20 protein-coding genes and 2 pseudogenes are annotated in these 21,260 nt (G+C 43.0%); 3 read left to right on the top strand and 19 right to left on the bottom strand.

Annotated features, from left to right (window positions below; translation table 11 throughout):
* Positions 1–180: 180 nt before the first annotated feature.
* The 18 genes and pseudogenes from V7K49_RS01020 to V7K49_RS00935 form a co-directional block, all read right to left on the bottom strand.
* Positions 181–633 (bottom strand): annotated as a pseudogene (locus V7K49_RS01020) (DUF1392 family protein).
* Between the two features lie 168 nt (positions 634–801).
* Entirely contained in the window at positions 802–1,290 is a 489-nt protein-coding gene (locus V7K49_RS01015) for a TIGR00725 family protein (protein WP_335204164.1), read from the bottom strand.
* Positions 1,291–1,822: 532 nt separating this feature from the next.
* Positions 1,823–3,361 carry a GMC family oxidoreductase gene (locus V7K49_RS01010; protein WP_335204163.1) on the bottom strand — a complete coding sequence of 513 codons (1,539 nt, stop codon included), beginning with the start codon at positions 3,359–3,361 and terminating at the stop codon, positions 1,823–1,825.
* 76 nt (positions 3,362–3,437) lie between these two features.
* Entirely contained in the window at positions 3,438–3,743 is a 306-nt protein-coding gene (locus V7K49_RS01005) for a cupin domain-containing protein (protein ID WP_335204162.1), read from the bottom strand.
* Positions 3,744–3,913: 170 nt separating this feature from the next.
* Complete coding sequence (locus V7K49_RS01000; protein ID WP_335204161.1) at positions 3,914–4,144, bottom strand: hypothetical protein; 231 nt, start codon at positions 4,142–4,144, stop codon at positions 3,914–3,916.
* A gap of 27 nt (positions 4,145–4,171) precedes the next feature.
* Positions 4,172–4,396, bottom strand: coding sequence for a hypothetical protein (locus V7K49_RS00995; protein WP_335204159.1), 225 nt, complete (start codon positions 4,394–4,396; stop codon positions 4,172–4,174).
* 659 nt (positions 4,397–5,055) lie between these two features.
* Positions 5,056–5,745, bottom strand: coding sequence for an alternative oxidase (locus V7K49_RS00990; RefSeq protein WP_335204158.1), 690 nt, complete (start codon positions 5,743–5,745; stop codon positions 5,056–5,058).
* Between the two features lie 136 nt (positions 5,746–5,881).
* The gene (locus V7K49_RS00985; RefSeq protein WP_335204157.1) at positions 5,882–6,721 is read right to left on the bottom strand and encodes an alpha/beta fold hydrolase; all 840 of its coding nucleotides are present in this window, start codon (positions 6,719–6,721) and stop codon (positions 5,882–5,884) included.
* A 124-nt stretch (positions 6,722–6,845) separates the two neighbouring features.
* Positions 6,846–7,127 (bottom strand): hexameric tyrosine-coordinated heme protein, encoded by a 282-nt coding sequence (locus V7K49_RS00980; protein ID WP_335204156.1) that lies wholly within the window; start codon positions 7,125–7,127, stop codon positions 6,846–6,848.
* Positions 7,128–7,256: 129 nt separating this feature from the next.
* Positions 7,257–7,784, bottom strand: coding sequence for a universal stress protein (locus tag V7K49_RS00975; RefSeq protein ID WP_335204155.1), 528 nt, complete (start codon positions 7,782–7,784; stop codon positions 7,257–7,259).
* A gap of 114 nt (positions 7,785–7,898) precedes the next feature.
* A complete protein-coding gene (locus V7K49_RS00970) occupies positions 7,899–8,546 on the bottom strand; it encodes a nitroreductase (RefSeq protein ID WP_335204154.1) in 648 nt (215 codons plus the stop codon).
* 65 nt (positions 8,547–8,611) lie between these two features.
* Positions 8,612–9,019, bottom strand: a complete 408-nt coding sequence (locus tag V7K49_RS00965) for a hypothetical protein (protein ID WP_292854300.1) — start codon at positions 9,017–9,019, stop codon at positions 8,612–8,614.
* Between the two features lie 20 nt (positions 9,020–9,039).
* On the bottom strand, positions 9,040–9,978 hold the full coding sequence (locus V7K49_RS00960; RefSeq protein WP_335204152.1) for an NAD-dependent epimerase/dehydratase family protein: 939 nt from the start codon (positions 9,976–9,978) through the stop codon (positions 9,040–9,042).
* A gap of 176 nt (positions 9,979–10,154) precedes the next feature.
* Entirely contained in the window at positions 10,155–10,682 is a 528-nt protein-coding gene (locus tag V7K49_RS00955; protein WP_335204150.1) for a DsbA family protein, read from the bottom strand.
* A gap of 228 nt (positions 10,683–10,910) precedes the next feature.
* Positions 10,911–11,567 (bottom strand): response regulator transcription factor, encoded by a 657-nt coding sequence (locus V7K49_RS00950; protein ID WP_335204149.1) that lies wholly within the window; start codon positions 11,565–11,567, stop codon positions 10,911–10,913.
* Positions 11,564–17,548: an AAA family ATPase gene (locus V7K49_RS00945; protein WP_335204148.1), complete on the bottom strand. Its 5,985-nt coding sequence runs from the start codon at positions 17,546–17,548 to the stop codon at positions 11,564–11,566. Before V7K49_RS00945 ends, V7K49_RS00950 begins: the two co-directional genes overlap by 4 nt.
* A gap of 122 nt (positions 17,549–17,670) precedes the next feature.
* On the bottom strand, positions 17,671–18,564 hold the full coding sequence (locus V7K49_RS00940; protein ID WP_335204147.1) for a hypothetical protein: 894 nt from the start codon (positions 18,562–18,564) through the stop codon (positions 17,671–17,673).
* 152 nt (positions 18,565–18,716) lie between these two features.
* Complete coding sequence (locus tag V7K49_RS00935) at positions 18,717–18,956, bottom strand: helix-turn-helix domain-containing protein (RefSeq protein ID WP_109013342.1); 240 nt, start codon at positions 18,954–18,956, stop codon at positions 18,717–18,719.
* A 2-nt stretch (positions 18,957–18,958) separates the two neighbouring features.
* Here V7K49_RS00935 and V7K49_RS00930 point away from each other — a divergent pair.
* Positions 18,959–19,653 (top strand): annotated as a pseudogene (locus V7K49_RS00930) (ISLre2 family transposase); the annotation flags it as partial.
* Positions 19,646–19,810, top strand: coding sequence for a hypothetical protein (locus tag V7K49_RS00925; RefSeq protein ID WP_335204146.1), 165 nt, complete (start codon positions 19,646–19,648; stop codon positions 19,808–19,810). The pseudogene V7K49_RS00930 and the gene V7K49_RS00925, both read left to right, overlap by 8 nt.
* On the opposite strand, the gene V7K49_RS00920 is transcribed toward V7K49_RS00925, so the two are convergent.
* Positions 19,807–20,898 carry a UvrD-helicase domain-containing protein gene (locus V7K49_RS00920; RefSeq protein WP_335204165.1) on the bottom strand — a complete coding sequence of 364 codons (1,092 nt, stop codon included), beginning with the start codon at positions 20,896–20,898 and terminating at the stop codon, positions 19,807–19,809. The two genes, V7K49_RS00925 and V7K49_RS00920, sit on opposite strands and share 4 nt — an antisense overlap.
* 111 nt (positions 20,899–21,009) lie before the next feature.
* Between V7K49_RS00920 and V7K49_RS00915 the strand changes: the two genes are divergently transcribed.
* The gene (locus V7K49_RS00915) at positions 21,010–21,210 is read left to right on the top strand and encodes a hypothetical protein (RefSeq protein ID WP_335204145.1); all 201 of its coding nucleotides are present in this window, start codon (positions 21,010–21,012) and stop codon (positions 21,208–21,210) included.
* The last annotated feature ends 50 nt before the right edge of the window (positions 21,211–21,260 follow it).

The raw sequence follows: 21,260 nt of genomic DNA, 5'->3' as shown, positions 1-21,260 counted from the left end.
TTCGCAAGCAACTTGACCAGTTTGATTGTCTACGTGATGCGATGGAGTATGTCTTGCACTTAGCGTCCTAACCACGCTGGCGGTTGCTATATAACGAGGATGTATTGGCACAAGGATGCAATAGTTTTGGCATAATTGTTAGTTAACTTGGTGCTGCTCTTTTGTCGCAACTGATAATCGTCATACACTAACATTGACTAAATCAACATCAGCAAGCCATATTGTTCTGCTTTGGGCAGACACTTCTTCTAAAATTGGAGAGCGCCACTCTACCCCATAAAGCCAATTATTTTTGAGGCTAAAAATTCCTTGAATAACACGGCGTGTCGGCTGTTCACCGAAATTAACCTCAGCTATGTCCCCCAATTTAAAAGCTGGGGTAGAAACAGTGGACTTTTCTAGTAGATTTGTTCTATGAAATTCTTGTTCAGCTAAGTAGAAAGTTTCATTCTGGCAAACAATTGCATAAATCCATTCCTGTTTTTCCCACAAAACACCACAGCAGTAGCCTGAAAGGTCTGAGATTGGCAACAAAACTCTTTCTAACATTCTTACTGCTACTGGAGGTATGGTCTAACCCCACTCAGGAGAAATATGCCAACAGGATTCTAAAGCGGTAATTTGGTTAATCATCTGGGAATGTAGTTCTCTTTTTTATACATACACTCTCTTTGAGCAGTCTGATCCTGAATATAATTTAAATTTCGGGAAGCTAATGCAACATATGAGGAGGGGATTCAAACCCATCTTGTTCGAGAGCCTCCCAATTTGAGAAGACTTTACTGATTCACTAATTCTCAATTAGTATAAAATTGTTTTGGCAGTAGCGATCGCCTGATTCACATTCTCCACAATATAAACATTTTCTGGCGACAGTTTTTTAAAGAAAAGTTTGCTTTCTTCATCATTATTCAACAAAATTACTTGCTTATTTGCTTTCAAAGCTAGAGCAATTTCTGAAGCAGTTCCTGCACCCATACCGCAAGCAATTACCAGATTACTGGTCAGAACATTAATATTGTTTCTAGAATTACCCATGTCTGTGAAAATAGCAATATCTATCCAAGAGGAAATACCATCCTGATTCTCACCCGGAAGAATACCAATAGTTAAACCATCAGCAGATTTTGCACCTTTACTTACTGCGTCCATTACCCCTACATTTCTACCACCAGTGAGTAAAATCCATCCTTGTTTGGCAATTTCTTGACCTAGTATATAAGCATTTCGTAAATCATTTGCTCTCGCATTTTCTCCCCGACCCATAACCCCAATAATAATTCTTCGCATCAAATTTCAGATGATACTGGTTTTCGGCGACAAGTCAAAGCTCTCTCCCTATAAAGGCGATTGGCTGAGGCTTTGGGAAGATAGTAATCGCGCTCTTAGGGCAGTGAAGCGCATTTGTTTCACTTTAATAGTTTTGCCATTAATTACTGCGCTCTCTGACATTAAAAGCTGTAACCCCTATTCTGCATACCTTAGAGCTTTTCTTAGTGCCATTCAACCTTGCACCTAGATGGATTAAATCTTACCCTAGCTCGGATAGTGCCACTTTCAACCCAACTTTGCCAATCAGGCAAGTCCTCTTGTCAATAGGGTTTGAGACGCGCTAACCCTGCTAATAATGGTACTCCCCAGAATAATTATTGAATTCAAAAACTTAGATTTCATTTTTACTCCTAGTGAATAATGATCAAGTGTTGGTACTCTTATTTCTACGTAACAGATGCTTATCCTGTGTATCCTTGCTTTATCAGCAATATAATATCCACATCGTTAGAAAGTTGTGCAGTCTAAGGGAATTTGAATTTCTTGCCCTTTAGGCTTTAATTAAGTCGGCGGCCTTTTCACCAATCATGATGCTAGCTGCATTCGTATTTCCAGATAAAATGGTTGGCATTACGGAGGCATCGACAACGCGCAATCCTTCAATTCCGTGAACTCGAAGTTGAGCATCAACCACCGCTAGTGAATCGTTGCCCATTTTACATGTCCCCACAGGATGCCAATAAGTAGTAGCTGTTTGTCGAATGTAAGCAGCAATACCTGCGCTGGGCTGCGCTAACGTCTCATCACTGATTATGTCTGAACCAGGAGCCACTTCCTCTCCCAATACTTCACCAAAGTCACCAGAATGAGCGATCTGACGGGCGACTTTAATACCTTCTACCAGCACTTGTAAATCAGCTTCCTGTTGGAGGTAGTTCACTCGAATGGTAGGTGAGTCAGTAGGGTTTGCTGATTGCAACGTCACAGTGCCACGACTTTGAGGATTGATCAGACAACAAATCAATGTGGAACCTGAAACATCAGGGGCGGAGTCCGAACTACCCCATAGAACCGGGCTGAAGAGAAACTGTAAGTCAGGTGCAAGCTCCTTGCTTTTGCCACTATGCAGGAATAATCCAGCTTCTACTAGATTACTGGTTGATGCGATCGCAGGTAGCGTTTGGGTAGACTTGTAACCAACAGCAACCAATGGGTGATCGTGCAAGTTCTCACCTACACCAGGTAAATCAGCAACCACAGGAATGTTGAGCGGGAGCAGATGCTCTGCATTCCCAATTCCAGAGAGCATCAGCAGTTTGGGAGAATCGAATACACCCGCCCACAAAATCACTTCCTGATTAACATAAACTTGTTGCAGCCTTCCTTGGTGCAGATACTCTACCCCAATTGTGGAAGTTCCCTTAAACAAAATTCGAGTCACTAATGCACCAGTTTGAACCGTTAAATTAGGACGATCAAGAATTGGTACTAGAAATGCGGCGGCTGCGCTGTGTCGCTTCCCATCTTTAATAGTTAATTGATACAGTCCCACACCTTCTTGTTGTGTGCCATTGAAATCGGGATTGCGATCGTAGCCTATTTGCGCTGCGGCTTCGATAAATCGCTCTGAGATGACAGTAGGGGCGATCGGATCGGTAACGCTCAAAGCTCCATCAACACCGTGAAATTCGGATGTGCCTCGCTGCTGGTTTTCTGATTTTTTGAAGTAGGGCAATACTTCCTCATAGCTCCAGCCTGGATTGCCGAGCTTTTGCCAATGGTCGAAATTGTGGCGATTGCCTCGAATGTAAATCATGGCATTGATTGAACGGGAGCCGCCGACGACTTTGCCACGCGAACATAAGATTTTCCGCCCATTCAGGTGTGGTTCTGGTTCAGTCCAGTAAGCCCAATCAACTTCAGTTCCTAGCAAGCTTGGCCAGGCTACAGGAACTTGAATCTCAGGTTTATTTACTGGATTCCCTGCTTCGAGCAACAACACGGTTGTTTCGCTATTTTCTGTCAAACGATTGGCAACAACACAGCCTGCTGAACCAGCACCAATTACCACATAATCGTATTGAGCCATGATATCCTTGCTTGTAATTAAACTACTTCAATAACTGCAACTAAAACTTTTATTAAAGACAATGATTCTTTCAACTTTATGTGTGCAGAAAAGCGAGATTTTCTAATGCACGAAGTACATGAGGGATGTTTGCGGGTATATAAACGAAAACTCCCGGTTGTAAAGTAATCTCACGTCCCTCTAGGGTCAGCACTCCACGCCCTTCGATTACAGTCACCGAGATATTCCGTGAAGCTACATGTTCTGGTATTTCAGTGTTCGCCGTTAGACAAACTAGTGAGAATTGCACTTGCTCATCTTGAACCAAAGACTTTCGGCTGGCTCCAGGTTTGGTATAATTAACTTGCTCTTGAAGCTGAGTTGTAAACGATTTTTGGGTCATCACGATGAGTCTCCTATAGTGCTGTGATGGTGGATTTTATTTCAGAAAAGACAGGTATCGTTGTCTAACAGTGGGGACAAAACCAGCGAATTTTATGGTACTGAATGTGCCGTAGTAATGGGTAAGAGCAATAAGGACAGTCGTGCATGATTATTTACCTCTGTCATTACTCATGGAAAAACAATCTTAGGAGTAGCTGCATATCCTAGATAAAGATAGGCAGCAGATCGCAGCACAATTTCGGAATAGAGAATTTTTTGGATGTCTAAAGAAGGTGCACGTTTGGCTGTGAAATTGTAAGCCGCGATTTCCCCTTCCAGGCTGAAGTTGCTATTCGTCAAGTAATGGTCATAATCGTGCATTCCCTGAAAAATAAACCCATAGATCGGATTGGGATACACGCTAGAATCATAACTATCGGCGGATACTCAAAGCTGCTGAAGCTCAATATCTGCAAACATTTCTTGGGCGTTGTTGTAACGCATATAATCTGAAAATTGCAGATTTAAGGGCAATTGGTGGAACTCACCCATCAACCAGTCACAGAGTTGGGTGATGGTTTCGTCAGAAATTTCGGCTGGCTTGCCTTTTAGGTAGAGGTTAGCAAGAGTTTCCACAAGGGATGCAGTTGTGTTTACTTTTGTTAGAGTCATATTGCTATCCTCATAGCCTTGAACTACCTTTACTCTGACAATTTTTCTCAATAATTTCTTTGAGCTAGCTCATAGTTAAAACAGAAAAAGTCAGAGCTAGCTTGATCGGGGTTTCAATGAAGAGGCAGGGGGCAGGGAGCAGACGGAAAAGACCCAATCAAGAACTGCTGTGGAATGAAGGGGGGAATATGGGTTTGAGTCACCCAAGGAAGTAGCGCTTACTTCCCCATCAACGTTTTGTACAATCCTGCCGCATTAGGAGATGATATGTCTTGATAGACCTCTAAAGTTCTAGACTGCTGGCTATCTAATGTACCGTCCCATACTCAGTATTTATAATTACCACTTTGAAACTTATACACTCGAACGCCTTCTGTCGCTTTGCTAGTTCCTTTGTTTAAACTCAAAGCACCATGCGAACTTGTAGAACGGTAGAGAAGTTCACCCGAAGAATACCTTTTCCAAACATTGATATTGTATCCACCCTGACATTTCATACTGAGGATTAAGCCAGCAGCAGAATCAGCAGAAGCTCTTAAAGAGTAATTAGTCCAAACACAGGTCGTTATAGCAAGAAATAGCGTGGATCTTTTCAGTAGTGTTTTCATAGTTCTCCCTGTGGTTTAGTTGTTCAAAAATCAAATAAGAACTTTATAGAATCAATCCTGTTGATCGACGCTAGTCGCCACCAATTCAAAAACCGTATGAGGACTTTTGAAAGTTTGTCGCGCTTCTGGTAGCTGGAGTGCTTCCATTGTTTTGACGTGTTCGCATTCGTCATCCCGAATATTCACGAATACATCGTAGAGATTATCCACTTTCGGGCGGCGAAATTTATGATCTGATGTAAACTGGGTTTCTTCAAACATATAAAGATCGCCATCGCGGTAGTAGTTAATTGCGACTTTGGGCGCTCTTTGAGCTTTCAGTTCTGCTTCATGGGCTTTCAAGTAGTCGTCATAGGTATGGTAGGCATGATTTTCAATCAGTTCCATTAGGTAGTAGGCATACTTGGGAAACAGCATATAGATTAGGACAACCACCCAGTAGTACGCCACTGCAATATGTTGAGCGACGAAGCGATCAATCCAGTAGCGATCGCCACCCATTGATTCCATAATTAACAGATGATGTAATTCGTTCCAGGTTTCGGCGAAATGAACTTTCAACAAGTCAGCTTTGCGCCAGTAACCCAGCGTCTCGTAAAGATGCAGCACCGAGAGATAAGAGAAATAAGGAACGCGAGCGATCGTTTCCAAGACATAAAACCGAGGGTAAGAACGATTTCCGTAGACGAAATCGACAATAAATACAAAAAAACTGACGATCGCTTGAATCAAAACTTTCATGGTGAATTCCTCTAAAATCAGAACACTTTCCTGATTTACCGATTCCGAGATCCGATAGATGTAGGTTTGGTTTAATGCGTCAACCCAATACCCATAAGGGTTAGCGATCGCTTAACCATCGTATAAATAATTAAGGTTAATGAACTTTACTTGAGGCTTCTACCTTTGCTGCTTCAATAATCAGATTTGCTACTTCCGCAGAATGTGAAACCATTGAGGCATGGCTTGATGGTAATGAAATGACCGTTGCCCCGATACGCTTCGCCATAAAACGCTCTAGTTCTGGTGAAATCATGCGATCATTATCAGATACTTGATACCACGAGGGCTTGGACTTCCAGGCTGGTTTGGTCACTTTCTCGTCAAAATTCTTGATTGCGATCGGCTTCTGTACAGCTGCCATCACACGTGCTTGAACAGCGTCAACATCCTGAGCAAATGCCTCTTGAAAAATATCAGGATCAACTTGAAGGAACTGATTATTATAAACAGGACGGACATGAGAAGAACCAGATGGGGTGGAGAAACGCCCATTTAAGTCATCGAGGCTTTCTCCAGTATCGGGTGCATAAGCTGCAATGTACACCAATCCAATAACATTTGGTGCATTGGTTCCAGCAACTGTAATCACTGCACCTCCATAAGAATGACCGACGAGAATTGTCGGATCTGTCTGAACTGCAAGAACCTGCTCTACTACAGCAACGTCGTTTGCAAGGGAGGTGAGCGGAATCTGCACTGCCGTAACGCGAAAGCCTTTGTCTTGCAGTAGTGGGATCACCTTGCTCCAACTTGAACTGTCAGCAAACGCTCCATGCACCAGCACGATATTATTAGCAGCCATTTTAGTCTCCTTCGTTTTATGTGAATGCTTCTGAGGTTTTGCAAGTGCAATCAGTGGGGTAGTAGTAAAACCTAAACCTATGAAAATTCCTACATTCAATAATCTTCGACGTGTAAATAAGTTATTCTTCATCAATCACTCCTCGCTTCGGTCTGAATGATCTTTGTTCTGAAATGAGGTTTGCAGATGCGCTTCTAGAAACCACAACCGCTTGTCTATCGCCCGTGAAATCTCAATAAAGAAAGCTTTCGAGATATTACTTACGCCAGTAGTTATTAGCAGCTGCGATCGTAGCGAACTCTGTTGCAACCGTCTGTCCAACTGCAATCAGCATCATGGCATCATTGCCATAAACATCTCGCAGTTGATTGCGTTTTTCTTCATCCGGCTGAGTCAATTTAATAATTAACCGTGACATTTTGACTGCCAATTGTTGTCCTTCTTCTGGTGTCTCAGTCAATAGTGAGTTATTAGGAACCAATGTAACTTCGGGTGGTCTTACAACAGGTGAATTGGTCGGGGCTATTACATTATCCATGTCAAAATTTCCTAAATTAATGTTTACTTGAGAACAATTTCGATTCCACGGCAACAACTAAGGCAAAAGCTTGAAGTTTATGAATCTAACTTTTGCATTACTAGCAACAAAGATATTCACAGTTCATTCTTAATGAACTACTTGAGCTTTATTGACTACGGGTACTTTAGATTTAAGAGGAACTGGAGCATAAACAACATGCACGGAACAAGGAGCATGGTGAAACACATAATTACTCACACTGCCTAAAATCAACTCATTCAAACCAGAATGTCCTCGACGACCTATTACAATTAAATCAGCGCCCCAAGTTTGAGCAAGTTCACAGATATTCCGGCTGGGATTGCCAGAATTTTGGGTGAATTCAGTACTCACCCCTGCATTAGTTGCTGACTCTGTATACGATCGCAATAACTTGAAACCCTCTTCTTCGTAAGTTTGCCACTGCTTCCAATAATCCTCTAGAAGTTCTCCATTCAATGGGTGGTATTCAAGAGTAAGCAGTGTAGGTGTTTGAGGGCTATCTTTTTCTTCACTAGATAAGATATGCAACAGCATCAGGCTTCCTTTGGTTGCTTTTGCTAGAGTAAGCGCTTCATCAAAAACAGCATTACCATTTGGGGAACGATCTATTGCAGCTAGAATCTTGCTAAACATAAAATCTCCTGAATCAAACAAATCAAAGAATTTTTAAACCATTAACGGCAGTAGGAACGCAGATACTCTTTTGGACTTGTGTTTAGCGTCTAGTAGAAAAAATCCAGCCTTTTGTCAATCGCCCTGAAACGAGACGTTTTTCTCAATGGACTCACGGCTTATATGCAGATGATTAGCAGGAAAATCAGGATCGGAATAGCCAACGGCTAAACCACAAATGATTAATAATTCCGGTGGAATGTTCAACTCGTTGCGGATGATTTCGGGATAATCCGCCAGCGAAACCTCTACGCAAGTGCCAATGCTACGAGCTGTTAAGCTTAACACCAGGGTTTGTAAATACATCCCCACACTTAAAGCATCGGCAACGCCCAAATCTTGGTGCATACAGACAATAGCAACCATTGGTGCGCCAAAAAATTCGTAATTACGCAGAACGGCCGACTGTCTGTTCGCTTTATCGTCACGAGTAATCCCCATCGCCCCGTAGACTTGCGCTCCCAGTTCCTGGCGGTAATGCTGGAAGGCGGAAGGCAGTGGAGAGACATTAAGCTGCTGCTTGGCTTGGTTTAGCAAAGCTTCTTGCAAGCGATCGCGGCGATCGCCTTGGGCAAACACCAATTGCCACGGCTGGATGTTTGAATTCGACGGCGCGAGCTGCGCTAGAGTGAGGGCTTCATCGAGCAAAGCCCGTGGCACTGGTTGAGATAAGAATTTGCGTGTTGAGTGTCGGTCTTTAATAGTTTGGTCAAGATCAAACATATTTTATCAACCTCTATGAGAAATAAATGTCAATGCTCAACTGGGGTTAAAACGATCGAAACAATTTATATAACCTTTTCTGGTTCCTGAATCGTTTTCAATGCCCAGATGCCAATCCAAGAGCCGAATCCATCCACAATTAATGTCAGAATGGCTGTGATTTGGAATAGCAATCCCCAACCTGCAAAGGAAACTTGAGACACATGATCCGAACTAATCACGATCAAATGATTGTAGATTCCAAAAAGGATTGATGCTGCCATTGAAAAGAGCAAGAGCCAGCTACCAATGCGGTAAAACTGTGTCCAAAGTAAAACGACTGCAATGATGGGAATCGCATAAATCACAATACCCACAAATAAACTCTGAAGTATTGAGAGGGGAACTGGGATTTCCACATGTGCTAAACCATGCAGTCCATGTACGATCGCATGGATGACGACGATCGCTGTTCCATATTGAGCAATTTTCATCTCTCTTCTCCTCTAAATTTTTAACTGGCATGAGCCACGGTGCTGTTAACCATCCATTCCAAGGGTCGAGGCTGAAAATTTAATTCGCGTTTTGCCTTAGCATTTGATGCGCCTCGCATCTGAGTACCATAATAAACAGCATCCGCACCACTAATTCGCAGAGCATCCTCAACCGATACTTGCATTGGTGGTGGAGCATTGAGCCATTGGGCATAAGCAGAAAGCCACTGGCGCACCGCTAAGGGTTGATCGTCTGTAATCAGGTAAATGCCAGGATTGCCTCGCTCTGCTGCTGCAACTGTAGCGATCGCTGCATCTTCAATATGAACCCACGACCATACACCCTCCCCACTCCCAACGATTGGGAACTGTTGGTGTAGCACTTGTTGGGCAACATCGCCATCGGGGGCAAACCAGGTACCGGGCCCGTAAAGGAAGCTATAACGCAGAGCAATTCCTTCTAGGTTGGGCGTTTCAAGTAAGTGACGCTCGATCTCAGTGACTATCTGAGCATCTGCTGCTACCGCAGGTGAGGCATCAAAAGCTAGTGGCGTTTCTTCGTCTCCCAAGCCTGCACCAGGAATCGCCCAGAATGCGATCGACTGTCTCAGATAACGACGCACGCCTGCTGCTTGCGCTGCTGTCAGTACATTAGCACCCCCTTCTCTACGAATACGAGTGTTTAGTGCTGCTGCTGCACTCATTGACTCACCACTGTAGGTTTTGGGTAGTGCGGTGAGTTGTTCGATTACCACTTCCGGTTGAGCGCGAACTAGAGCCGCTTTGACCGCATCTGCATCAAATACATCTGCGAGCGCCAATTCCACCCCTTGTTCAGCTAAAGTTTGTGCTTTTTCTAGAGAACGTGTCAACGCAACTACTTCATGTCCTTGCGCTAACAGTTGTGCGATTAAGGGACGACCGATCGCTCCCGTTGCGCCTGCAACAAAAATCTTCATTTGTGAACTCCTGTTGAAACCTGTAAAATATTTGAGAATCGCTAGTTGTGAGAATATGAGTTTCTCTCCTTGAAATAGCGATCGGCATTTCACCAATAAACCTGAGCAGTAGCACGTTTAAGTTCAGCCGTGCTAAAGGATACAGAATTGGTATAAGCTACGTGTTGGCGTAGCCTCTAGTCGAGAATCGCTGCGAGTAATCTCTCTGTATCCCAAGCGTCCCTATAGCGAACTCCGTTAATAAATAAAGCTGGCGTATTACTGACACCGCTTTGTATACCGCCTTGAATGTTCTGAGAAACCCGCTCGGCATGAACATGACCTGTCATGTCCTGAAGGAATCGATTGATATCAAGCTGTATCTCATTGGCATACTCTAGAAGATGTCCATTGTTAAGAGCATATTGATTCTCAAATAAGAGATTGTGCATTTGCCAAAACTTATTTTGCACGGCGGCGGCTTCTGCCGCTTCTGCTGCCTTTTGTGCTTGAAAATGAATGTGTATGCGCGGGAAATGACGGAATACAAAGCATAATTGGATCTGTTGCTGAATCTCTTGAATCATTTTATGAACCTCACCACAGGAAAGACATTGATAGTCACCGTATTCAATTAAAACGATTTGTGCATTTATTGTTCCTTGAATGTTATCGTGTTCTGAAATTGGTATGAGCAGCCCGTCACCATCGCTTGTCTGGCTCATCGTTTTTTCATGCGGTCTATAGATAGTATCGTTGCGATGAAAACGCTTAAAATAAGAGTAATAAATTGAATGTTGTTTCTTTATTCTCAAAATATGTGAATTTATCCCCATTTGTCGCATCCTCTGCGAGGAGTCTTTGCACTACCCCTAACAATGGCGATCGCCTAACTCTTAGGACTAGAAACAACCTATCCTCAAGAGCAGGTGATAACTTTAGGGCTAAATATTTTAAAGTGTAATAATGCCACGCTTGAGAGCAATAATCATTGCTTGAGTACGATCGCCCACTCCCAACTTACTCAGAATATTTTTGACATGGAATTTGACTGTTCCCTCAGCAATTGACAAAGCAGTGCTTATCTCTAAGTTACTCTTGCCCCTTGCCATCAAACGTAGCACCTCCAATTCCCGCTCGCTCAGTTCTGGGCTACCTATCCGCTCTGCCAATTTTGCGCCCACAGCAGGGGGGATGTACTTTTGACCGTTGTGAACTACCCGAATCGCTGTCAGTAGTTCATCCGGTTCTGCATCCTTTAAGACATAGCCCTTTGCACCCGATCGCAGTCCCCGATAGATGTCTTCATCCCCGTCGTAGGTTGTCAGGACAACGATCCGAGCGTCGGCAAACTCAGCGCAAATGGTAGCGATCGCTTCAACCCCACTTAGCTCAGGCATCCGCAAATCCATCAGCGTTACATCGGGTTGATGTTGGCGGAACAATTCTACTGCTTCGCGCCCGTTGCAGGCAAGCCCAACAACGGTCATATCAGGTTTATAGTCAATTACGGCTGCTAGACCTTCTCGCATAAACGGATGATCGTCGCTAATCAAGACGCGGATAATATAGGAGCCTGGTGTAGAGAATGAGACGTGCGGGTGCGTCATAGCATTTGTAACCTCACTACGATTTCTGTCCCTTGTCCAAGCTGGCTGTAAATCGTCAATCCTGCCCTAATCCGTTCAGCGCGTTCGGTGATTCCCAGTAACCCAAAGCCCCGACCGACCGACAAACTACTGCTTTCAAAACCTTGCCCATTGTCTTTTATTTGCAAGATGAACTGCGATGGCTCATAGCGCAACTCAAGGCGGATTTCGCTGGCATTTGCATACTTAAAAGCATTGGTTAACGCTTCTTGTCCGATGCGAAGCAGATTCATTTCCACCTCTTTCGGCAAAGTATATAGTTCACCAATCACTTCGCAGCCAACCTGCACTGAGGTATGAGAAAACATCTGAGCCGCGAGGCGATTGAGTGCGCTATGCAAATCGCCTTCTTCTTCTAATATTTGCGGTCGGAGTGCTTGTACTGAGCGACGGGCATCTGCCAGCCCTGAACGTGCCAAGATACGCCCCGTTTTTAGGTGTGACTGGGCAGCATCTGGATCGAGCGTGATTCTCTGTGAGGCGGCATCTAAGTGAACGATGATACTAGTAAAAGCTTGCGCTAGTGTATCATGTATCTCTCGCGCCATACGGTTGCGTTCTTCTAAAATTGATGCTTCTTCGGCGCGTTTGCGTTCAAGCATTGCAGCGTTTCGCTGTTCGCTAATATCTGTAATCAGACCATAATATCCTCTCACCTGAGCATTGAGATCGAAATCGGGGATGGAGGTGACAACAATATACTTTTTGCCCAACGGAAAAGAGACTTCTGCCTCATAGGTTATCATCTCCCCTGCTAGCGCTCGATTCATGTACGGTTCAATAATTTGATAACTTGCCTCGCTCATGACTTCACGAACCTGCTTACCCACAATTTCATCTCGACTACGCCTAAACCATTCCTCATAAGTTTGGTTAGCAAATCGATAGCGCCGATCTCTATCTATATAACAAATACAAGCGGGGAGAGCGTTGGTAATCAATCTTAATTCCTGTTCTCGTTCGCGCAGTTCTGCTTCGCTTTTCTGTAAAGCTGCTGTTCGTTCTGCTACCTGTTGTTCTAAGGTACGATTATAATTTGCTAGCAATTGCTCTGCTTGTTTGCGTTCGGTGATGTCTTGAAAAGCTGAGATTGCATAAATCACATTGCCCTGTTCATCAAATACTGGAGTTCCCCACCCTTCCACGGGAATGGTTGCATTGTTTTGGCGAATTTCTAAATCGTCAATTCTCGTGCGATCGCCTTTCAACGCCCGCATCACTGGCAAGTTCTCAATGGGATATGGTTGCTCTGTTCCTGCTAGATAAAGTTGATAAATTTCTGCAAGTTGCTCTGGTGTCGTACCAGGAATAATCCCTTTGCCTAATAGTTGAATTGCCTGTTGATTGGCGTAGCAAGGGCGACCCAGTGTATCCACGACTCCAATTCCTATGGGAACTGCTTCCAGGAATTGAGCCATCTGACTTTCGCTCTCCCGTAGTTTGGAGTAGAGTCTGGCATTTTCAATGGCGATCGCTGCTTGGGTAGATAACAGATGTAAAACTTGCGATCGCTCTGGTGTAAATGCCCTAGCCGCTAATCGATTTTCTAGATACAATACCCCCACGAGCTTGCCTTGATTCAGCAGTGGTAAACACAGAAGTGATTGAGTTCGGTTATGTTGAATGTATAGCTCATTAATAAAATTACCCTCACGAGTTGCATCATTTAAGATCACAGGTTCATGAGTCCGAATTACATAATTAATAATCGATTCAGGCAGGTAATTTGCCGTTGAGATAGATTGCAGTACTTGTGTAGAATAAATATTCTTACCAGCCACATCATTTAGTTCACCAGAAGCTTCAATTAGCCATTGTCCTGAGTTTTCCAAAAGTAAAAATCCGGTTTGTGCGCCAGCATTCTCGATTAATATCTTCATTAAAGAACTAAGCAACTGCTCTAGTTCAATTTCACTAGAAATAGCAAGGGATGCTTTCATCACTGCCGCTAAATCGAAAACGATATCTGAGTTATTGGAAGTGGTGACAGAAGTTTTTGGTATTGGCGTATGAGCCATGTTCGATGATGGAGGAAATAGCTGCGGATACCGAGTTTCTAAATCCTTGACCTTCGCCGTTGCTCCCCAACGTTCATAGCAGTAGTGAGCTTCTTTCATATAGGTTCGGGCAATCTTTTCCCTCCCACGGGATAGGTAGAATTTTGCTGCTAATTCATAGGCTAATGCTTCTTCTTGTACATATTCATTTTCTTTAGATCCTTCAATAGCTTGCTCGTAGAACTCTTCTGCTTCAAGCAACTGACCCAAAACTCGTGCTTTCTCTGCCTCGACTAGGCGGTATTTATGCAAATGATTCATGGGCGCATAATGTGCCCATAACTGCATTGTCTCCTGGTTAACTGCAACTTCTTTAAGAATTTCTGACTGCCCTTGAGTGTCGCTTTCAAGATAGGTTGCGAGTTTTGCCAGAGAGCTATAGAAATAGTACAGAGGAACAGGAGGTGACGATGCTACGTAGCTCACATACCCTGCCGCTATGATTGAGTTTTCGACTGCCTGGAAATGCTCATAAAATAAATAGCATAGGAAAAGTTGGTAGAAATGTACGAAAAAGATTGAGGTGCCATTATTTTCTTTTTCATTTTGTCGCAGTCTATTCTCCTCATTGTAGGCTTCGCCAACTAGACAGATAGGATTGACCGAGCGTTCCATCAAATTTAAGACAACCTGATGATGCATCTGAGTCCAAGTCAGTGCTGCTTGCTGTTTAAGTTGACGGATTACTTGGCTGTACATTCTTATCTCGCGTTCAAGCTCCACGAGTTCCTTACCTACAAAGACACATTGCAAGCAGTAAACTTCAGCACAGTAGGCAGCAAACTCTGAGTCTCCTGTTTCCAATCCACTTTGATAGCCTTCTAGTAATGGTTGCAATGTTTCTCTAAAATGCTTTTTCCAGTGAATTATGAAAATATTCACGCTCAACAATGTTTTGGCTTTGAGTGCTTGGGTATCAGGTCGTGACAATTGCTTTAAGGCTAACTGCCCAAACTCATAGCCAGACTCTATGTCTCCCACCGTCCTACAAAGAATGAATCCATACAAGGCATACGTAAAGGGAGACACCAACGCATTGCTATATTGGATTGACAAACTGACCTGTTTTGATGCAAACAATGGCAGCATATCCGGGGCAGCAAGATGGGCAGCAATCATGATACTTGATAAGATTCGCATCGCCGCCAACTTGCCCGGTTCAGCTATTTTCGGCGAATGAACCAAATCCTCGTTCCGCTTTTCCTTAAGAAGTGATGTAATTGTGTCTAGTTCAAGCTGAATATCGGACTGGCTGTGCGTTTTGGGAAAACTGATCCCCAGTTGCAGTAAAACTTGCAATCCAGTGTTGATCGCTTCCAATAGCTGCTCCTGCGCGATATATGTCTGAATTTTGACTTCGTAAACTTTTACGCTGTCAAGAACCGTTTTAGCTGATTGTAAAACGATCGCCATCCAGGATTCTACATCTGCAAAATCGCCACATAGGAATGAAACTTCTGTAGTTTGCGAATGTATTTCTAAAGTAAAATCATAGTTTGTTTGCCAGCTTGAAACTGCTAGCCATGCTCGTCCTGTCGCTAAATATTTTTTTGCTACACTATAAGCGATCGCAGCTTTTGCTTTCTGACCTGCGATTAAATTTAATCGAGCAATTTCATTTCTTTCTGGTTGATCTGTGACAAGCTCAATTCCATGATTCAAATGATCGACAACTTCAAACAGCCTATCTATTAGTCGCTCTGGCAAAGTTTTTTCTAGTAAATTGCGACCAATTTGTAAATGAACAACTTGTTTTTGCGACTCATCGATTAAAGCATAAGCAGCTTGTTGGACGCGATCGTGCAAAAACTTATATTCTTGAACTAACAAATCCTGATCTAATTCAGAGAGAGGTTGAATTAATCCATCTTGTATAGCTGCCACTAATTCTAAGAAAACCCCTTTTGCAGTTTTCTCACAAACAATCGATAAAGTATCTAAATTAAATTCAGCCCCAATACAAGCGGATAAACGGAGAATTTGCTGTGTGACTTCGGGTAGTTTCTTTAACTTGTGAAGCATCAACTCCACAACATTATCGGTGATATCTTGGGCTTGAATCTGAGCAATATTCCACTGCCACCCCTCTTGACTTCGGGGGTCAAAAGTCAATAAATTTTCGCTATACAGCATTCTCAAAAATTCGTTGACAAAAAAGGGATTACCCTCAGTTTTATGCAATACTAACTCAGCCAAGGGATGAACAATATCTGCATTTCGATGTAGTGTCTCGACAATCAACTGACTCAACGGTTCAAGCGTTAATGGTGTCAGTATCATCTCCTGAAGCACTGCCCCTTTTTTTCGTAGTCTCTCTAGCATCAATGCTAATGGATGCGTTGGGTTTACTTCATTATCTCGATAGGCTCCAATAAAAAATAGTGATTGGGTTTGCTCATCGAGGAGCATCAACTCAATTAACTTCAGCGTTGCTGAGTCTATCCACTGCAAATCATCTAAGAAGATAACCAGGGGATGTGACTCTGAACAAAACACCCGCACAAACTGCCCAAAAATTCGATGAAAGCGATTTTGAGCTTCAGTTGCTCCCACTTCTGGTACAGGCGACTGCTTGCCAATAATTAATTCAACTTCTGGGATGATATCAATGATGATTTGTGCGTTGTTTCCCAAAGCTGTTAACAGTTGCGATCGCCACTGTTGCACTTTGTCATTTGGTTCACTGAGCAATTGCTGCACCAATTTTTGTAGAGCATAGGCGATCGCGCTGTAGGGAATATTGCGCCTAAATTGATCAAACTTACCAGAAACAAAATAGCCGCGTTTTGCAGTGATGGGCTTGTAGAGTTCCTGCACTAATGCTGATTTGCCGACCCCAGCGTAGCCCGATACCAACATCATCTCGACTTTGAATTGAGAATTTTCTTGATTCTTCACTCTTAATTGTTCATTCCCCGTTTCTGCTACTCTGTCAAACGCTGCTAATAATGCTTCAATCTCGGCTTCGCGTCCATACAATTTTTGGGGAATTTGAAACTGATCGCAAACGTCTTGAAGACCCAGTTGAATACCGTCAATTTGACCTGTTTCTGCGAACTGGCATAAACCTGTTTCTAAATCTGCTTTGATACCCCAAGCACTCTGATAACGATCCTCTGCGTTTTTCGCCATCAATTTCAAAACGATATCTGAAACTGCTCTGGGAATCGCTGCATTTAGTTCGTGAGGACTAACAGGCTGTTTAGCAATATGACAATGGACTAGCTCAAGGATGTCCGTTGTTTCAAACGGCAGATGTCCGGTTAGCAGTTCGTAGAACGTCACACCAAGGGAGTAAAAATCCGTGCGGTAATCGAGCAAACGATTCATGCGTCCTGTTTGCTCTGGAGATAGGTAGGCGAGGGTTCCTTCTAACACATGAAGACTTTTAAAAGTCGGATTCGTGCGGTAAAATTGGGTGGCAATCCCAAAGTCAATAATTTTTACAACGCCAGTATCCAGATTGAGGACTATGTTTCCAGGGTTAATATCTTTATGAATGATATTAGCTGCATGGATTTTGCCTAGAATATCGCTCAGGGCGATCGCAAGACCTAGAAAAGTGGATAAAGGCATGGGGCAGAATATATCTGGGCGCTTGTGCATCCATTGCTCTAGGGACTCTCCCCCAAAATCTTCTAAGATAATCACCAGAGTCCGTTGATAGTCCTGCTGGCTGTATGCCTTAACTACTCCTTCTAAATTCAAAGAGCGAGTAATTTTATATTCCTGTCTGTAGCGGGTTAGTTCAGCAGGTGAGGGATAATCAAGCTTTAGCATTTTTACGATGAGCGCTACTCCATCGTCTCTAATACCCCGATACACTAGAGAATTAGAACTTTCATATATTTTGTTTTCAATGGCAATACCAGGTAGAGCAATCATAGAGCAACTCTTGAGAGGATAATCTGGCATACCTCAAACTATACAGCAATTCTCCTTGTTAGAACGATTACTTACCCCTTCCTCCTATCTATAAAGAGTTTGATGAAATAATAATTTGGTAGCTAAAGTCTACTTTCAATCTCCAAAACATTCAACAATTTCTCTTCCACACCAGTAAGATAAGGTCGATTCAGCTTCCCCAACGAATGCAACAGACTTTTGACTGTCTCCTCCAGTGAATCGGAATACACTCGTGTAATGCGATCGCTGATTAACTGCATCTGCTTACACTCGGCAGGCAAATAGTTGAGCGGCTTCAAGTGGTCAATCCTGACAGTGTACTCTCCATCCCACATTGCCACTGTACAACTGAATTCCCCCACTTGATTAACGATGCCCCAGCACCCGCCTTTTCCTCGCCAATCAGGGTTATCTTTAACAAGAATTTGGCATACTTCACCTAACTGGTAGGTGTTGGGTACTTGGGTGCGTTCCATTATCCGTTGCACAACATCTTTTACGATGCGATGAGATGGTACTTTCCCATTGGCAGACTCTAAAGCTTGTTGCCATGCTTCAGGCTGATTATCAGGGTCTAGCTTGGTCAACGGTCTAACTTGCCACTCATTCGTCGGGAAAATGTGAACGTTCCGTTCACATTTTTCCACCAAATTATCAAAAATAACCGCAGCTTCCATTAAATGGTAAGGCTGTCTGCGGCTAAAACCAAAGCGATCGCGGCAATAGTCCTCGAAAGTTTTATGCGTAGAACGGTAAAGCCTGCGATCGCGGAGTTCCATTAAAGCCTTGCCAGCCTCAAAAAATGCCCTCTCTACTTTGCGTTCGAGGTTGAGGCGATCGCGTTCTTCTGCCTCTGTTAGCTCAGGGACTTCAACAGCAGTAACTGTAATTGTTGCTGAGGCTGGGTTTTCTTCTTGAACAAGGTCATCTGATGGTGTGCTGTCACTGGTTGAAACAAAGGTGGCTTTTTTATGCTTAGAGGATGGCTTAGTCATGATTCCACCTCCTCTACTTCGATACTATTTGCTCTGAATCAATTGCAATGTAAATTTTGAATGGAACTGGTAACTGCGTAAACCTAGTCTGCCGTAGCCATTGCTTCTCTAGTAAGACAGACGGGAGAGCAAGAGAATTGATAGTCTGAGGGTCAATCATCAAACTGTACCCCTAAATCTACACCCAAAACCTCTTCAATTTTCCGAAGAGTCTCTTCTGCGACACCACCCAAAACAGCTTCCGCTTCTAACTGATACCAGTAGTTACGGGATATTCCAACTTCTTTGGCCATCTGTGTTACTGGTCGCCCTCTAGCTTCCCTGGCCTGTTTAATGCGATCGCCCAATCCAGGAACATCAACTTCTAGCTTAATAATCCGTCTTACTTTCACAGTCAATTTATACCGTGGATGAGCATGGTAAAAAAATTAGGGCATCATCAATTCCTATTACCAATGATGGGACATATTTAGGTTATGAAGAGTTTCTCAAGATACTAGAAATGTATCTCGTAAATTTGGGAATAAGTCAAGCTAAAGAGGTCTTGTTGGTTGCTGACGGTGCTGAATGGATTTGGAAACATATTCCGCCTTTATTAGAGAAAATAAAATGCCCCCCTGACACTTATAAGCTACTAGACTTTTATCACGCTGCTTCTCATTTACAAGACTTTGCGGATGCGGCTTTTACTACAGATGATGAGCGTCAATCTTGGTTTAAAAAAGCTCGAAAAACTTTAAAAAAAGGTCAAGCTCTCAATTTAATGAGAAACATTGATGAATTTATTTTCACAGCAACTGGAGAGCGTTGTAAGATTTTGGTACGAGAGCGTAATTACATTCTCAAAGCTTACCGCAGGCGACTATTAAACTATCAATAGTCGCAGCGCATCAGCTACCCCTGGGTAGCGGTGCAGTTGAAAGTTTAATCCGTCAAGCTGTTAACTTACGCATGAAGGGGAACAGTAAATTTTAGCTTCAACATAATGCAGAAATTATGTTACATCTGCGATGTCAATGGTTAGCCGGCAGTTGGGACAATTTTTGTAACTCGATTTTCGATTCTTTCCTTAATCCCAGCAGTGCTTGAACATTTTATACATTTTACTGAAAGCTGTGTTGAGTGCGATCGCAAGGATGTTCGGTATAGCATTGTCGCTTGTTTTTCCCAAACTTCAGAAAATCGCGTTGCTCCCGGTGAAGTGTGCGATCGCTACGACAGCAAGCTACGCAACACAGTTACCTAAAATTCCACATCATCATCTAAACTAGGCCAAAGCGATGCAGCATTAATAGAGACTTGTTTATCTGCGGCTGGTGGTTTGTACAAAGCTGGCTCACCTACTATAAATAACTCAGACTTACTGCGAGTAAGCGCTACATAAAGCAAATTCTCTTCCTGCTCTAACTGCCAATCTTGCTGATTTCTCCAGGTCATAGGCATATCTCCAGCTTTTTGAATGAAAATCCTTTCTCCTTCACCTCCCTTGAATTTATGAATAGTCGATAACGTGACAGGTGAGTTTTCATCGCTGAACAATTCATCAATATAATACTTAAGGCTTTCAATACTTGTAGCCTGTGGTTGAGATTGGTAAATAGTTGCGATCGCCTCTAATCTATCTGTCAATCTTTGTTTAAGTTCATCCTCATTATCTAGATTTAAATACTTTTGCAATTTAATTTGTCTATATTGCTCAATAGCATCATTGAAAAATCTAAAACTGTATCCTGGTAACTTCGCTATTTGGTCAAGTTCTTTTTTGAGAAATTCCCCAACATCTCGACCCTTGACTGTTGCTTTGATACCCTGGCTAATCAGCCTAATACATAAACTAACAAGTGGTGCAGTTTTACGAGCGATGATGATATCGCCGTGTTTAACTAATTTTTCAATATCTTTACTCTCTATTCGATGAATAATTCCCTCAATAGCGTCTGGCGCTGCTTCAATTGGGATGTAGGGAAAGATACTCTTAACCAAAGCAACGTGCGATCGCGGACAACGATAGCAAATTGATAAAGGTAATTCTGTTGCTCTGGTCAGCCTAACAATGTTGTTGTAGCTTTGATTATCTGCCCCCGCGAAGCCCATAATTGCTTGACGTGGGTCGCCTACTGCTAGAATTCGGCCGGTAAGTCCTGCAAGCATTAAAAGTAGTTCTAATTGCAAGGGGTTTAAATCTTGGCATTCGTCCACCAAGACATATTTGTAGGGTTTAAACCACGGCTGCTCATGTAGTCTCCATTTAACAGCTAGCCAAATTTGATCAGTGAAGTCTAGCTTCTTCTCAGAGATTGCCATTTCCTCACCAATTTTGAGGCAATAAGCAATCCACTGGGCTACTAACTCAGGCTTGTAAACATCATCAATTTCGTGATGACGTGCGATCGCCTCTACTAAGTAAGTGGTTACAATTAAATATAAGATAAAGAGAGTCCAAAAATGGGTGCTAAGTTTATCGAATCAAACCATCCAGCAGAGAAAGGGCTATTTGCTGAGGACGAGCTACTTATTATCGAATTAAAACAAAGAGGTTTCACTGTACTTAACATCCCCTGGCGGACACCTGATATCAACTGGAATGACTATGATTTTGCACTTACAGCACTTCCGGCTGTTATGAGGTACAGTAACAGCAATTAGCAAACCAGTTTCTTAAATGTTGAGGATTTATTAAGTCGAGTGCAACTGAT

The organism is Nostoc sp. (genome assembly GCF_036919675.1).
Taxonomy (GTDB): Bacteria; Cyanobacteriota; Cyanobacteriia; order Cyanobacteriales; family Nostocaceae; genus Nostoc.
Note: the sequence above shows the minus strand (reverse complement) of the source record. Positions and strands in the feature narration are given on the sequence as shown.